The following is a 15,661-nucleotide window of genomic DNA, read 5'->3' as shown; positions in this document are numbered from 1 at the left end:
AATTTCATTGAGTTGCCATAAATGTAGCAATTATGTTGCTATCTTGGTTTTCTCGGTGCTTTCCTCGAGGAACGCCATTTGAGTCGTGTTGCTCTTACTTGGCCTGATGCTAGTCGGCCCTTTGTACCCTGAGTGGCATTTAAAACAGTTCAGCTAAATCCAACTAATAGGATAATCAAATGACCCCCAAGAATCGGCTCAGTCAACTTGCTGCAGTAGTGTTGACTGTGCTTGGCGCGAACGTGGTGGCAGTGCAGGCTCAAGCAGAGGCTGACACCGAACAAACAAGCGCAAAAAGTCTGCAGTTCACGTTGATCACCGGTGAAAAAGTTGCCGCTATTGCTAAGCCAGATGGCAAGCTGGCGGGTGTACGTTTGCTCAATGATGATGGTAGCGAGCAAGTTACCAGTATTTATGAGATTGCCGGTGAACAATACATCATCACACCTAAGTCTCAAGCGCTGATTGATTCGCGTTTGGTTGACCAAGAATTATTTAATATCAGCAAGTTATTTGCTGCTGGTTATGACGATGCCTCTACCGAACAACTGCCGGTGATTATCAAATATCGCAGCGGTACCTTAGCGGGTAGTGCGGTGCCTGTGGCGCCGATGGGCGCAGAAGTTAATAGTGAATATGAGCTGATCGACAGCGCCTCAGTTGGCATTAGCAAGCAAGATGCGGCGTCGGTGTGGCAGTCGCTGGCGGACGATGTCACCGTAGAAAGCGTATGGCTTGATGCCATGGTATACGGTGATAAAGCACCGGCCAATGCGGCCGTGTTAACGCCAACGGTGCCGCTTACCGGGGTGTATGGCCCTTTAGCAGCCGCCTATAACGGTTATGGTGTGACGGTGGCGGTATTGGATACCGGATACGACACCGAACATAACGATTTAGCTGGGCAAGTGATTGCCGCGAAGGACTTCACCTATTCCAGCAACGGCGTGGATGATATGAACAGCCACGGCACGCACACCGCATCAACCATTGCCGGTACAGGTGTGGAGTCTGGTGGCAAGTGGGTCGGTATGGCACCGGGCGCTAAACTGTTGGTGGGTAAAGTGCTGTCTAACACTGGCGGCGGTTCCACCTCGGGTATTTTGAATGGTATGCAGTGGGCGGTAGCTGAAGGCGCGCAAGTGGTGAGTATGTCACTCGGTGGCTCTGGCTCTGGCTCTAGCTGTAGCGGTCCATTGGTCGACATGCTGGAAGCTCTAAGCAATCAAGCACTGTTTGTGGTCTCTGCCGGTAACAGTTATACCCGTGAAACCATTGGTATTCCGGGTTGTGCGCCAAGTGCGTTGACGGTGGCTGCATTGGATCGTAACAACGAAACGGCGTTCTTCTCATCACGTGGCCCATCGCCTGATGGTCATTCTGCTAAGCCTGATATCGCCTCACAAGGGGTGGATGTTGTGGCTGCTGCTTCCGGTGGTTTTGGGGCGACAGGTTATCGCGCTATGTCGGGCACATCGATGTCAGCGCCACACGTATCAGGTGGCGCAGCGGTGGTGCTGCAAGCTCGTCCTGAACTAACACCGCTGCAATTAAAGCAAGTATTAACCTCATCGGCCGCTGCAACCACTGCACATGTGTTGCAACAAGGCGCTGGGCCGATGGACGTTAACCGTGCCATTAGTCAGCAGGTGGTTGCTGCACCTAACGTTGAGTTAGGAAGCTTCCCGTATGATACAGAGCAAGCGGCTACCGAAACCTTTGTCACGCTATCAAACATTGGCGATGAAGCGGTAACACTGCGGTTGAAAATGGACTTGATCGGCGAAGATGGCAGTACACAACTGCCCGCAACTCTGGCTGGCCTAGGCGTAAAAGAGATCACCGTGCCAGCGAACGGTACCGCCAATGTCCCAGTATGGATTGACCCAAGTGTGGGCCTGCGCAGCGGTGCCTATGGTGCCATCAGCGGCCGCATTATCGGTATATCGAACAAACAAGATGTTCGTGTGACCGTGCCAGTCTCGTTCTGGATTGAACCGCCACAAGTGGAAGTGACCTTTAACGTGACTGACCACATGGGCTTGCCTGCTACCTCATTCTCTAAGGTGTATATCATCAATGAAGAGGATGATTGGGGCCGCGTGGCATATCTAGATAACGGCACTGCGTCCGTAGCCTTGGCCAAAGGTAACTACAGCTTTATCGCTAACATCATGACCTTTGATAACGCCAGTACCAGCAGTGGTTTGGTAGAAACTGCGGCGCAGATGGCATATCTGGATTACAAAATTGATAGCGATACCCAACTGACATTTGATTCGCGCACTGCCAAAAAAGTGGAGTTTAAAGCGGCCAAGCCATTGGCAACTCAAGGTTTCTCTTTCGGTTTTACCTACGCGCTGGATGATAACAAAGTTGCTAAATTAGCCGCGATGGAGTTAGCACCAGATTACGTCAATAACTTCTATGCGTGGTCGCAAGGCCATGATGACCGCTTCCGTTCATTTGTGACGACGCGAGCCATCGCACCAGAGACCGTGATCAAAATGGCCAATGGTGACGTGCTGGATTACGTTAACCAAGGTCTGTCATTAGCCTTTAACGGTGAAGGCGAGGCACAAGTGGTAGCGGTGGGAGATGCAAGCTACAGCACCGATTGGAGCCAGTTTGACCTGCAAGGCAAAGTCGCACTGATCGCTAACCCGTACTATCTGACGTCTTACATGATGTCGAATGTGATGCAACGCGGCGCAGTTGGGGTGATTTTCTATCGTCCTGGTATGCCAGGTCGCTATAAAACGGCGATTACTGGCACCGCTAAGATCCCTGTGGTTGCCGTGAGTGCAGCTCAAGGTGAACAGCTGGCTGACTTGGTTGCAAGTGGTAAAGACACCGTGAGCTGGTCTGGCACCGCGGCAGAATATTCGCCTTACGCATACTCAATCAACCACATCACTGATGGCCGTATTCAGGCTGGGCAGATCCGTTTGCATGAAGCGGATATGCACAAAGTGGTAGCGCGTTATCATTCGCAAGATGATACCCGCCCGGTATGGACTGATGTCATGGCGATGACCAACAGTACGGGCGAGTTCTACTCAACAGGTAGCCCGCAGATGCTGATGGCACCCATTGAACGCGAAGAGTTCTACACCGCGACCAGCAAAAACATGTGGACCAACATTGTGATGCAAAGTAACACGCTGCAAGTGTACGGCGGTTACTTTGATGGCCCACGCATGATGACGGCGGGTGCAGTTGAAACCACAGACTGGCTCAAGCTTGGTCGTACTGGCAGTTTGAGTTCAGGCGGTTCAAGTATCGCCGCGCGTGATACCAACGTGCTGAGCTTTGGTTTTACCACCTACGGCGATGGTGCTGGGCATGATGCCGCCACGGGTATGAACGAAAGTGGCCTGTACGGTGTAACCATTGATGGTCAATCGACCTACCTAAATTCTGGCATGGTAACGGTACCGGATTACCCCGTCGAAGTGACGCTGCAACTGCGCTCTTATCCACGAGGTGTAGGCAAGCAATCACCATTGGCCGACCACTTAGGTTCGTACTTCCACGGTTTCTACAGCTTTACAACGGATGCCAGCAAGCAAGGTCCGCAAGCAGTACTGATGCCTAAGCTGGAAATCCCTGTTGCGTTGGACAATACCACTGCCGCAGGCGTGCCGATGGCTATCAAACTCTCAGGGTTATTGGATGGTGTAGGAGTAACAGATTTGGCCGAAGTAACTTTGCAATATGGCTATGGTCAGGAATGTACTTTGACCACGCCAAGCGTCGCGAACTACTGCCCAGTACCGAACAAGTTTGATCCATCAAGCTGGCAGGATGCAGAAATTATTCAGCAGAACGGTGAGTGGGTGGCTATTGTGCCAAACGCTGCGGCAGCCGGTGAGTTTGTTCACTTGAAAGTGACCATGGCTTATAACCAAAACAGCTCGGCTTCGCAGATTATGATGCGTGCCTACATGCTGAAATAGCCCTAAATAAGATGTGCTCTGCGTGTTGGCTTACTGCCAGTCATTGCGGGGCACATCTTTGAGAAAAGGTGTGTATCGGTTCTTCCCTTTTGACTCTTGTTTGTCTCTTGACCACTTAGTTTCCGGTATAAATGGTTTTTTATCTAGCGGTGCAAGCTGCTTACCATTCATTGATCTCTCACTACCGCGTTTTATCTGCCAGCTACTGTGTTCCTTCTAGCCGCAATTACTCAAGGATAATGTTATTCACATAAACTAATTATGTGATTGAATTCACTGTGATAATGGTGTTTTTAACGCCATGTTTCGTTACACTGGCCCGGTTATTTGGAACCTTGTTTAAACGGATTTAAGGAATACCTCGTGCGACATCTATTACTGCTAGCTTGCCTATTAACCCCGCTTGCCCATGCGGCACCCAAAACCGCTATCTCCATGGCATCGGGTGCGAGTGTTAACGACTGCGAGCAATATAACGCCTTACGCGCCACTGAAAACCTCGAAGAAACTACCGTCAACATGATGATTGCATCCGAATATCTCGAATGCTCATTAACGCCTGCGCCACAGCCCGTAGCACTACCACAAGTCGTGTTACAGCAGATTGCCGAGCAATTACCTATTCGCGCAATTCCTACCTCAATAGGCCGAAGGGCTGATAAAAACATGGTATTAAATGCCATGTTTACACTGAGCGACGAAGGCACTTTGCGCTTTAGTGAAGGGCAACACATCATCGACATTCGCCTGAAAGGGCAACTGAGTGAGCATAGCTATCTACTGTGGATTAGCGATGAGATCTTAGATCGCACCTACCGTGCATATTTCCCCTTTGTGGTGGAGCAAACGGACGTCGGTTTTAGCGCGCGGCCGTTCTACGCCAGCGGTTACTAGGTCAATCAGTGAGTGCTGCGTGCATGCAGCGTTCTGTGACTCCTAATCAGCGGAACGTTGGGGCACCTCGCAATACCGTCGTTGCCTGAGCCGTGCTACAAATTGTGATCTGTGTCATTGGCGGATTTTTGCTATACTCCGCGCCTCGCTAATATTGGAAACAGCTCAACATGGTGCAGATCTACACGCCAAGCAACGACATCATTCTGGATAACAAATTGGAATTGCTGTCACCTGCTAAAAACGCCGACTACGGTATTGAAGCCATTCGCCACGGTGCGGATGCGGTTTATATTGGTGGCCCAGCCTTCGGTGCGCGTGCTACTGCCGGTAACAGCGTGAGTGATATTGCCCGCTTGAGTGAGTTTGCCCACGGTTACGGCGCGCAGGTGTTTGTGGCGCTCAATACCATCATGTCGGATGCTGAGTTAGCCCAAGCCGATACGTTGATCCATGAGTTGTATGATGCTGGCGTTGATGCGCTGATTGTGCAGGACATGGGCGTATTACAGCTAGATCTGCCACCGATTGCGCTGCATGCCAGTACCCAAACCGATAACCGTACCCCTGAAAAGGTAGCGTTTATGGAGCAGGTAGGCTTTTCGCAAGTGGTGTTGGCGCGCGAGCTGAGCTTGCAACAGATTGCTGACATTGCCGCCACGGTAAAAACCCGCTTGGAGTTCTTCATCCACGGCGCGCTATGCGTGAGTTATTCTGGCTTGTGTAACTTGAGCCATGCGTTTTCCAAGCGCTCCGCTAACCGCGGTGAATGTTCGCAGATGTGCCGTCTGCCATGTAACTTGAAAACCCGTGACGGCGAGCAACTGGCAGAAAACCAGCACCTGTTGTCGCTCAAAGACAACAACCAAACCGATAACTTGGATGCGCTGATCAACGCCGGTATTCGCTCGTTTAAGATTGAAGGCCGTTTGAAAGATTTGAGTTACGTGAAGAACGTGACTGCGCATTATCGCCAGCAGTTGGACAAGATCCTTGATCGCAATCCATCGCTGCAAGCGGCATCCCATGGCCGCTGCGAATACACCTTTGTACCAAACCCAGATAAAAGTTTTAACCGTGGCAAAACCGATTACTTTGTGAATCAACGTCACGGTGGTTTGAACGACTTCCGCACGCCAAAATATCTAGGCCAGTCAGCCGGTAAAGTGACCGCCATTGGCAAAGACTGGCTGGAGATCGACCACAGCGGCAGTGAAGTTGAACAGCTGCACAACGGTGATGGCCTGTGTTACTTCACTATCGATTTCCAAAAAGCGATTCACTCTGATGCCAAGCTGAGTGGCCTGCGGGTTAACCGCGCTGACGGTAATCGCGCCTATTTGGCGAACCAGGTGCCGAGCGATCTGCGTGTGGGGATGGAGCTGTTCCGTAACCTCGACCACGACTTTGAAGCGGTGCTGAGCAAAGAGTCGTCTAAGCGTTTAATCAACGTCGATATCACCTTGTTTGATACCGACAGCGGCTTAGGTGTGCGCGTTAAAGATGATCACGGCCATCAGATTGAAGTCAGCGCCGCGCTGGAAAAACAAGCCGCCAATGACGCAGACAAAACCATTGCCCAACAACAAAAAGGCTTGGCGAAACTCGGTGGTACTCGTTATCACGCGCGCAAGGTCGAAATTGCCACTTCACAGCCGTGGTTTGTGCCAGCAGGGCAGTTAAATGCGCTGCGCCGTGAAGCGATTGACGCGTTTGAGCAATACCGCGTCGACAACTACCAACGGCCACCACAATGGCCACGTAGCGATGCGGCCACCTTCCCGCAGAAGCATTTGAACTTCTTGGGCAACGTACTCAATGACAAAGCGGAAAGCTTTTATAAGCAGCATGGCGTGATTGAGATTGACGCTGCGTACGAGAAAAACCAAGTGCTGAACGATGCGCCGTTGATGATCACTAAGCACTGCTTACGCTACAGCTTTAATCTGTGTCCGAAAGAAACTCCGGGGATCAAAGCTGAGCCAATGGTGCTCGAAGTCGGCAGCGATACACTCAAGCTGGTGTTTGACTGCCAGAAATGTGAAATGATGGTGGTGGGCAGTAACCGCCTGTAAGGGCAGTTGTCAGCCGTGTTATTGAAGCCGACCTTAGCGTCGGCTTTTTTACGGCTAACGGCTGACAGGCGTAACGAATATGCTAGATTAACCTGCTAATTACAAGTAAATACAAATAGTTAAAGGACAGCGTAGTATGTGGCAATGGATAGTGAAGTATCGTGTGTGGGTTGTTCTGTGGTGTTTCGTGCTGTTGCCGTTAATGGAGTCGCTACACCCCTTGACGCTTTGGGGATTGAATTGGCGGTCACCGACGTTTACTGCCTATTTGAAGGGCTATCTATTACTGATAAAACTGGGCATGTTATTTATTGTCGGGACTGTGTTGTTAGCCTTATATCCGTACATTAAGCCCAAACTGAAACGGCCAATAATTCCCGTTACCGTCTTAACTGGATTATGCCTCATGCAACTGCCGTTGGTGTTGCTGGGCGCGATGCTTAACATGCCAACGTCAGCCAATATTGAATATATCCATAAAGAGCTGGTGCTGAATGGACAGCAATTCTATGTTTACACGGCGGATCCTGGCGCTATTGGCAAGGCTTATCATTACGTCTACTTAACGTGTCCAAGACCGTGGGGACGCTATGAATTACGGTCACTGGGACGAGTTGATTGGATGCTCAAGCCACAATTTGAGCTGCAAGGTGATGAGTTGGTGATGACGGGGGAGCGTTATCCCAATCCGAATGTGCAAGAACGCCTGTCGTTAGCTGGCCATAGTTGTCGCTAGTTTCAGTTCAATTAAGACTAAAGTAGGTAATGATTCAGGGATAAAATTGTTCATTTTTTGAAGCAGGTCATACCAGTTGTAACAAAATACTTCTATGGTGTAGTTGTGTATCACAGGCCAAATAGCGAGGTATGTATGCGCACTTTAACTGCACTTGCTGAACATCCGTTCCGACTCCCTATCACTTTGTTGGTTTTGTCTTTATGTTGGTTTGCCTATGCGCCGGTGCTGGCTCCTGAGTTGCCGAACTTCCCAATTTGGCAATCCATCGCCACCGTACTATTTATGGTGGGCGTCGGCATCTGGGCTATGCAGATAGGCGGTCGCGCCCTCTGGGCATTACCCTTGAGCTTTTCGGTGCTACTTCTGTGTGGATTAGCCACACAACACACCACCGTCGCAATGATTTTTGCAGAAGAGGGAATGTTACTGGCGGTGTTTTTGATCGGTATGTTAGTGGCGGGTAACGTGCGTTGGTCGGTACACGGAGCAATAGCTTTAACGGGCGTGTTGGCATTTGCCTTCGGCTATAGCTTTGCTCATCTGAATCCACTTTCATCTAGCAGCTTAGGTGACCAACTTTTGTTACTTGGTGGGCCGTTGGTTACTGCTGGGATTTTATGTTGTCTTTTGGGTGAAAGTGCTTGCTATGCACTGGTGAAGACTCAGCATCGCAATATTGCACTTGGTTACGGAGGGGTTATGTTGGCCGCTGGCTTCTTGTTGGTGCTAATACGTTAACTTATGTGTCAATGGTGAAAAGACCGCTGCGGCGGTCTTTTTTTGCTTTTCAGATACGAGATACGAGTTGCGAGATGCGAGATGCGAGATGCGAGCGGGAAGCGGTAAAGCGATAAGCCATAAGCGGTAAGCTAAAAGCTCGCAACCTGAAGCCTGTAGCGCGCCGTTTGAAGCTTGATGCGAGACTCGAGATACGAGATACGAGACACGAGTTGCGAGTTGCGAGTTGCGAGTTGCGAGATGCGAGCGGGAAGCGGTAAAGCGATAAGCCATAAGCCATAAGCCATAAGCTGTAAGCCGTAAGCGATAAGAGGTAAGCCATAAGCGGTAAGCGATAAGCTCGCAACCCGAAGCTCGGCACTCTAAGCCCAAAACTCGTAACTCGTAGCTCGCAACCCGAAGCTCGAAACTCGCAACTGATGTAGTAAAAAAAATCACCCTAAGCATTACCTGATTTACGCAATGCTTAGGGTGTCATTACCCGGTGATGCTGACAAACTCGGTGCACTCATACTGAGTTTGTAGTTACACATCCAATTAACGCGACAGACTTTTGCGCCTGTTTTATAGTTCGCTTTCTATAAAGCAGTTAGTGTGCCAAAAAATAAATTTCAATAAATACAGTCCATTAGTGGTTTTTGTGGACGCTCAAACACCGACAGTGTGCACCAACTTGGTGAGTCCTGCATTGTTGGAGTGCATTTACTCTAATTTCTCCCAAAACAGCAGCTGATAAAACGCAGCGTCGAACGAAAATGCCGCAGATTTTGCTGTGGTGAGCGTGACCATTTTTGGTCGTTCGTCGCTGTTCATTACTGGTCTAAGCATCCCAATAACCGCTTAAATAATGCAAAGTTAGCTTAGTTCACACAATAAAAGTAAGGTAAATGAGAAGTGGCTCACAAATAAGGTTTTGCTAATTTTCGACCCGCTACTTCCCTGAAAGGGGGTAATTGGTGATGCATGTCACATATGTAAATTGCGGCACGGTAAATTTGAGGCAGAGTGGACATTTTTACCAGACAAAATGTCCAGACTAAAAAATAACCAAATAAGTTTTATATTCTGTTATTCGTTTTTATTTTGGATTTTGGTGTTTTGATTTTAGTATTTTTTGGTGTTTTGTTTCTATGAATTTTAAATGTGATACATATCACGTGTCGTTATTTGTCATCTATTGTCATTTTTATAGATACTTCGTGCATGAGTTAAGGCACCGCTAGAACTCAAGCCTGCGGCACACTCGCCGCAGTAGGAAAGCACATAAAAAGAGAGTGTGTGACATGACAATGAACAGACGACAGTTTTTCAAACTCTGTGCCGCAGGAGCTGCAACTTCTGCCATCTCTGCACTGGGCTTGATGTCTGAAAAGGCATTCGCTGCAGTCAGAGAGTTTAAACTGCTCAGAGCTAAAGAGACACGCAATAACTGCTGCTATTGTTCTGTAGGTTGTGGCTTGTTGATGTACAGCCACAGCAGCAACGGAAAAAATGCTGAACAGCACATCTTCCATATTGAAGGTGATGCAGATAACCCAATCAACCGCGGCGCATTATGTCCTAAAGGCGCTGGGTTGGTGGATTACGTGAATAGTCCTCATCGACTGAAATACCCAGAAGTACGCGCGCCAGGCAGTGATAAATGGCAACGTATCAGCTGGGATGAAGCGTTTAAACGTATCGCGCGTTTGGTGAAAGACGAACGTGACGCCAACCTCGTTGAGAAGAACGCTAAAGGCCAAACCGTTAACCGTTTGACCAGTTTGGGTATGATGACCTCGTCAGCGCAGGCTAACGAAGGCTGTTTCATGACTCATAAATTTGGCCGTGCCATTGGTATGCTGGGCTTGGATAACATCGCCCGCGTATGTCACGCGCCAACACCTGCCGCCATGGCTCCGACCTTTGGTCGTGGTGCAATGACCAACCACTGGGCCGATATGAAAAATACCGACCTAGCGATTGTGATGGGCGGTAACGCAGCAGAAGCTCACCCAGTAGGTTTTGGTTGGGTAACTGAAGCGATGGAACACAACAACGCACGTTTGATTGTGGTTGACCCACGTTTCAACCGTAGTGCGGCTGTGGCAGATACCTACGCACCACTGCGTTCAGGTACTGACATCACCTTCCTGTTGGGGATGATTCGTTATCTGCTGAAAAATAACCAGATCAACGTTGAATATGTGAAAGCCTACACCAACGCACCATTCATCGTGCGTGAAGACTTTGACTTTAACGAAGGTTTGTTCAGTGGTTTTGATGACACCACTAACACTTATGACCAATCTTCTTGGTTCTATGAGTTGGACGACCAAGGCTACGCTAAAGTTGACCCAACCATGACCAACCCTCGTTGCGTACTGCGTCTGTTGGAAAAACACGTTGAACGCTACGATCCTGCGACCGTTTCTCAAATCACTGGTACACCTCAAGATGCATACTTAGACGTATGTAAACAGATTGGTGCGACTCACGTAGATAACAAAGCGGCGACGTTCCTGTATGCACTGGGTTGGACTCAACACAGTGTGGGCGCACAAAACATCCGTACCATGGCGATGATTCAGCTGCTGCTGGGTAACATGGGTATCATGGGTGGTGGTGTTAACGCGCTGCGTGGTCACTCAAACGTACAAGGTGCCACTGACTTAGCACTGCTGTGCCAAGGTCTGCCAGGCTACCTGAAACTGCCACAAGATCAAGATATCAACCTTGAAGCTTACTTGAACCACTACACGCCAAAACAACTGCGTCCAGGTTCAACTAACTACTGGCATAACTACCCAGCATTTACTGTGTCACTGCTGAAATCTTTCTTCGGTGATCACGCAACTGCTGATAACGACTACGGTTATGAATGGTTGCCAAAATGGGACCAACAGTACGATATCAATAAACAGATCGACATGATGGTTCACGGTGAAGTTAACGGTTACTTCATCCAAGGTATCAACACCCTGAACTCTCAGCCAGATAAACAAAAAGTATCTAAAGGCTTATCAAACCTGAAATTCTTGGTAATCCTGGATGCACTGGCTAACGAAACTTCAAGCTTCTGGCGTAATGCAGGTCAGTTCAACGACGTTGATACTGCCAACATCCAAACTGAAGTATTCCGTCTGCCAACTACCTGTTTTGCTGAAGAAAGTGGTTCTATCGCTAACTCTGGTCGCTGGTTGCAATGGCACTTCAAAGGTGCGAACCCACCGGGTGAAGCGCTGTCAGATCCAGCCATTCTGTCTGGCATCATGCTGGAACTGAAACGCCTGTATCGTGAAGAAGGCGGCCGTCTGCCTCAACCTATCGAAGCCATTAAATGGGATTATGCAATTGAGCATGAACCTAGCTCAGAAGAGCTGGCGAAAGAGATGAACGGTTATGATCTGAACACTGGCAAACTGCTGAACAGCTTCACTGAACTGAAAGCTGACGGTTCAACTGCTTGTGGTATCTGGATCTACTCAGGTCAATGGACCGAGAAAGGCAACATGATGGCTCGTCGTGATAACAGCGACCCATCAGGTAAAGGTATTACTCCTAACTGGTCATTCGCGTGGCCTGCTAACCGCCGTATTCTGTATAACCGCGCATCATGCGACGTTCACGGTAAACCACGTGACCCAAGCCGCGTACTGCTCGAGTACAAAGAAGGCAAATGGCAAGGTATCGACGTACCTGACTTCAACGCTAAGTTGAATGCAGAAGACTCAGCCCATCCATTCATCATGCAAGCTGACGGTGTTGGTCACCTGTTTGCGCTGCGCGATTTGAAAGATGGTCCGTTCCCTGAACACTATGAGCCGTTTGAATCACCTATCGGTAGCAACCCGCTGCATCCAAAAGTCACTAACAACCCAGTGGCTCGTATGCTCAAAGGTATGCGCGAAAGCTTTGGTACTAACGAAGAGTTCCCATATGTAGGTACTACCTACTCTATGACAGAACACTTCAACAACTGGACTACACACTGTCGTTTAGCTGCTATCACTCAGCCACAACACTTTATCGAAATCGACGAAGTACTGGCGGCAGAGAAAGGCATTGCTAACGGTGATTGGGTGAAAGTGACGTCTAAACGTTCACACATCATCACCAAAGCGTATGTGACTAAACGTCTGCAACCATTGGATGTACAAGGTAAGAAAGTACACACCATTGGTATTCCACGCCACGGTAGCTACGAAGCGTTGACTCAGAAGAGTTATATCGTGAACGAGCTGACTTCAGCAGTGGGTGACGCGAACACGCAAACTCCAGAGTACAAAGCATTCCTTGTGAATATTGCTAAAGCGGAGGGCTTCTAATTATGGCTACTCAAGATATTATTCGTCGCTCTGGCACCACTGACATCACTCCCTCTGCGCAAGCGCGCATCGGGGCGGTGAAAGAAGTCACCAAACTGTTCGACGCCACTAAATGTACCGGTTGTAAAGCTTGTCAGGTAGCTTGTTCTGAATGGAACGACCTGCGTGAAGAAGTGGGCACTTTCCAAGGCAGCTATCAAAACCCAATGACGCTGACCCCAGAAAGCTGGAACATCATGCAATACCACGAAGTGGTAGATGATAATAAAAAACTGCGTTGGCAGTTCACCCACACAGCCTGTATGCACTGTGCTGACCCAGCATGTTTGAAAGCCTGTTCTACTGGTGGCGCTATCGTGCAACACGCTAACGGTACTGTGGACTTTGATTCAGACAAATGTATCGGTTGTGGTTATTGCGCCAGTGCTTGTCCGTTCAACGTGCCTAAAATCAGCAAAACAGATAACAAAGCCTACAAATGTACTTTGTGTTCTGACCGCTTGGCCGTGGGCTTGGAACCATCATGTGTGAAAACTTGTACCACTGGCGCACTGCGTTTCGGTACTCGTGAAGACATGCTGTTCTACGCAGAAAAACGCGTTGCTCAGTTGAAAGACCGTGGCTTCACCAATGCTGGTTTGTATAACCCAGAAGGCGTTGGCGGTACTCACTACATGATGATCCTGCACGATATCAATAAACCTGATACCTACGGTATGCCAGTTGACCCTGTGATCCCGGCAGCGACTGAAATCCGTCAGGATTGGCTGAAACCATTAGGTACTGCTGGCTTGTTGGCAACTGCTGGTTTCGCGTTACTGCACCGCATCACTGTGGGCCGTAACATCGTTGAGGAAGATCAGCCTGGCTACATCGATGCAGCGGCTGAAAAAGAGGAGGACAAACAATGAGTAACAACAAAGAGTTGATTGTTCGTCATAAGCTCATTGACCGACTCTGCCACTGGACCATCGTATTTGTTGGCTTGGTGACATTCTTGACCGGTTTTTCATTCTTCTTTCCATCGTTCCAGTGGATGAGTGGCATTGTTGGCACTCCACAACTGGCGAAAATCATGCACCCGTTCTTCGGTCTGGTGATGGTGGCTTTGTTGGCGGTGATGCTGATGCGTTACTACAGCCACAACAAATGGAACAAGTATGATTTGCCGTGGATGAAAGCTGTGGTGTGGGTTCTGCTGCAAAAAGAGGAAAACATTCCACCAGTGGGTCACTACAACCCAGGTCAAAAAATGCTGTTCCGCTCATTCGTGATTTTCGTTATCGCGTTCATCGTGACCGGCATCATGATGTGGCAGCCATACTTTGCACCAATGTTCTCAGCTGAAACTGTCAACTGGGCGACACTGATCCACTCAGCTTGCGGCATCCTGATGCTGATTGCGTTGGTGGTTCACGTATGGATGGCATGCTGGATTGAAGGTTCTATTACCGGCATGTTGTACGGCAAAGTGTCAAAAGCTTGGGCCCGTAAACATCACCCAATGATGTTAGAAGAAGACCATAAGGATAAATAATAATGATTGTTGCCAGCGAGATCCAAATGAGTTTTGCCGATAAATCACCGTTAGCCATACAGCCTTTGATTGCGGCTAACCCCAAGGAGATTTATCAACGCCGCGCAGAGCGTTTAGCCGAGCTTGCTAAGGATTCTCCGCTGGCAGATTATCTGGCGTTGTGCCGCCTAGTGGTATCAACCCAGCAAACCCTTTGCGATACCGAAATGGGGCCAGCGCCAGAGATTAACACCGCCGCAGCGATGCCATTGCAAGGTATTCAAGTTAACGGTTACTGGATAGCCCAACTCCAACTGCTACTCAGTGAACTGCTTGATACTGCATCAAGCAATGTCGTGCAGGTGATTCGGCAATTGATGCGCCAAACACCGGAACAGCTACAACAGTGGGGTAGCAGTTTGGTGCAAGGCAAATTTAGCCAAGTGCCTGCGGAATATCGTTTATTTTTATGGGCCGCGTTATCTGTTTATTGGAGCCATTGGGCACCAGCAGTGATCAGCCGTATGGACGTTTCACAAGTCAAACAGCAACCTATGTGTCCGGTGTGTGGGAGCCACCCAGTAGCCAGCGTTGTGGTTGATAAACCACGCGAAGGCTTGCGCTACCTACATTGCAGTTTGTGTGAAACTGAATGGCATTTTGTACGTGCTCACTGCAGCAGTTGCAATCAAGCGCAAGAGATGAGTTTGTGGTCGTTTGAGAAACATCAAGCGCCAATCCGCATCGAAAGCTGCGACGATTGCCACGGTTACACCAAAATGTTGTTTATGAATCTGGATCCGCGAATGGACGCTGTCGCCGACGACTTAGCCTCTATGGGCTTGGACGCTAAGTTATCTGACGAGGGGTTCCATGCAACTACAGTCAATCCGTTCGTGTTAGCCGATGAAATGACAATTTAACCTATCGTGGGTTAACGAGTTACCCATAAGCCATGACAATACTCTCTCCATTGTCATGGCTTTTTCTTTTATTGGGCACAGCGTTGAATTTGCGCCGCGAGGGCGTATAAACCGTTACTGCGTGATGGGCTGAGTTGCCCCGCCAAGCCGAGTTCTGCAAAATACGCGTTTGCATCAAATGCGAGGATCTCATTGGTCGTTTTACCATTGGTGGCCGCCAGTAATAACACGATTAAGCCTTTCACAATGCGCGCATCACTATCCGCCAAGAATAGGTGCAGGTCACCCAATGGAAAGTGAAACAGCCACGCCGCACTTTCACAGCCATCCACCAGAGCATCCTCGGTTTTGGCGGCATCATCAATGACAGGCAGTAGTTTGCCTAGCTGCATCAACAAACGATATTTGTCCTGCCATTGCTTGGCATGAGCCACTTTCGTAGCGGCGTCTTGTAGCAGCGGCGTACCTTGCTGATCAAACTCAAGAAACTGTTCGGCGGGTAACGGCATT

The 15,661-nt window shown here is 49.1% G+C and carries 10 protein-coding genes; 9 read left to right on the top strand and 1 reads right to left on the bottom strand.

Annotation, left to right across the window (positions count from 1 at the left end; all coding sequences use genetic code 11):
* Positions 1 to 179: 179 nt before the first annotated feature.
* From L9G74_RS05040 to fdhE, 9 genes are all read left to right on the top strand, one after another.
* Complete coding sequence (locus L9G74_RS05040; RefSeq protein ID WP_238895208.1) at positions 180 to 3,959, top strand: S8 family serine peptidase; 3,780 nt, start codon at positions 180 to 182, stop codon at positions 3,957 to 3,959.
* Positions 3,960 to 4,322: 363 nt separating this feature from the next.
* Positions 4,323 to 4,853 (top strand): hypothetical protein, encoded by a 531-nt coding sequence (locus tag L9G74_RS05035; protein ID WP_238895207.1) that lies wholly within the window; start codon positions 4,323 to 4,325, stop codon positions 4,851 to 4,853.
* Between the two features lie 170 nt (positions 4,854 to 5,023).
* A complete protein-coding gene (locus tag L9G74_RS05030; protein ID WP_238895206.1) occupies positions 5,024 to 6,928 on the top strand; it encodes a peptidase U32 family protein in 1,905 nt (634 codons plus the stop codon).
* 406 nt (positions 6,929 to 7,334) lie between these two features.
* Entirely contained in the window at positions 7,335 to 7,664 is a 330-nt protein-coding gene (locus tag L9G74_RS05025) for a hypothetical protein (RefSeq protein WP_238895205.1), read from the top strand.
* A gap of 135 nt (positions 7,665 to 7,799) precedes the next feature.
* Positions 7,800 to 8,405: a HupE/UreJ family protein gene (locus L9G74_RS05020; RefSeq protein WP_238895204.1), complete on the top strand. Its 606-nt coding sequence runs from the start codon at positions 7,800 to 7,802 to the stop codon at positions 8,403 to 8,405.
* 1,289 nt (positions 8,406 to 9,694) lie between these two features.
* Positions 9,695 to 12,712, top strand: a complete 3,018-nt coding sequence (fdnG, locus tag L9G74_RS05015) for a formate dehydrogenase-N subunit alpha (RefSeq protein ID WP_238895203.1) — start codon at positions 9,695 to 9,697, stop codon at positions 12,710 to 12,712.
* A 2-nt stretch (positions 12,713 to 12,714) separates the two neighbouring features.
* Entirely contained in the window at positions 12,715 to 13,623 is a 909-nt protein-coding gene (fdxH, locus tag L9G74_RS05010; protein WP_238895202.1) for a formate dehydrogenase subunit beta, read from the top strand.
* Positions 13,620 to 14,249, top strand: coding sequence for a formate dehydrogenase subunit gamma (locus L9G74_RS05005; RefSeq protein WP_238895201.1), 630 nt, complete (start codon positions 13,620 to 13,622; stop codon positions 14,247 to 14,249). The genes fdxH and L9G74_RS05005 overlap by 4 nt, the downstream gene beginning before the upstream one ends.
* 2 nt (positions 14,250 to 14,251) lie before the next feature.
* On the top strand, positions 14,252 to 15,151 hold the full coding sequence (gene fdhE / locus L9G74_RS05000; protein ID WP_238895200.1) for a formate dehydrogenase accessory protein FdhE: 900 nt from the start codon (positions 14,252 to 14,254) through the stop codon (positions 15,149 to 15,151).
* Between the two features lie 68 nt (positions 15,152 to 15,219).
* On the opposite strand, the gene L9G74_RS04995 is transcribed toward fdhE, so the two are convergent.
* Positions 15,220 to 15,660, bottom strand: coding sequence for a SufE family protein (locus L9G74_RS04995; RefSeq protein ID WP_238895199.1), 441 nt, complete (start codon positions 15,658 to 15,660; stop codon positions 15,220 to 15,222).
* Between the last annotated feature and the right edge of the window lies 1 nt (position 15,661).

This window comes from Shewanella electrica, assembly GCF_022321485.1.
In the GTDB taxonomy this organism is placed as follows: domain Bacteria; phylum Pseudomonadota; class Gammaproteobacteria; order Enterobacterales; family Shewanellaceae; genus Shewanella; species Shewanella electrica.
The sequence above is the reverse complement of the archived record's forward strand: the minus strand, read 5'-3'. Positions and strand labels throughout refer to the sequence as shown.

Excerpts from the sequence above, each read along its gene's own strand:
- L9G74_RS05040 (WP_238895208.1), top strand. The coding sequence starts at position 180 with ATGACCCCCAAGAATCGGCTCAGTCAACTTGCTGCAGTAGTGTTGACT.
- L9G74_RS05025 (WP_238895205.1), top strand. The coding sequence starts at position 7,335 with ATGCAACTGCCGTTGGTGTTGCTGGGCGCGATGCTTAACATGCCAACG.
- L9G74_RS05030 (WP_238895206.1), top strand. The coding sequence starts at position 5,024 with ATGGTGCAGATCTACACGCCAAGCAACGACATCATTCTGGATAACAAA.
- fdxH (WP_238895202.1), top strand. The coding sequence starts at position 12,715 with ATGGCTACTCAAGATATTATTCGTCGCTCTGGCACCACTGACATCACT.
- L9G74_RS05020 (WP_238895204.1), top strand. The coding sequence starts at position 7,800 with ATGCGCACTTTAACTGCACTTGCTGAACATCCGTTCCGACTCCCTATC.
- fdhE (WP_238895200.1), top strand. The coding sequence starts at position 14,252 with ATGATTGTTGCCAGCGAGATCCAAATGAGTTTTGCCGATAAATCACCG.
- L9G74_RS04995 (WP_238895199.1), bottom strand. The coding sequence starts at position 15,660 with ATGCCGTTACCCGCCGAACAGTTTCTTGAGTTTGATCAGCAAGGTACG.
- fdnG (WP_238895203.1), top strand. The coding sequence starts at position 9,695 with ATGAACAGACGACAGTTTTTCAAACTCTGTGCCGCAGGAGCTGCAACT.
- L9G74_RS05005 (WP_238895201.1), top strand. The coding sequence starts at position 13,620 with ATGAGTAACAACAAAGAGTTGATTGTTCGTCATAAGCTCATTGACCGA.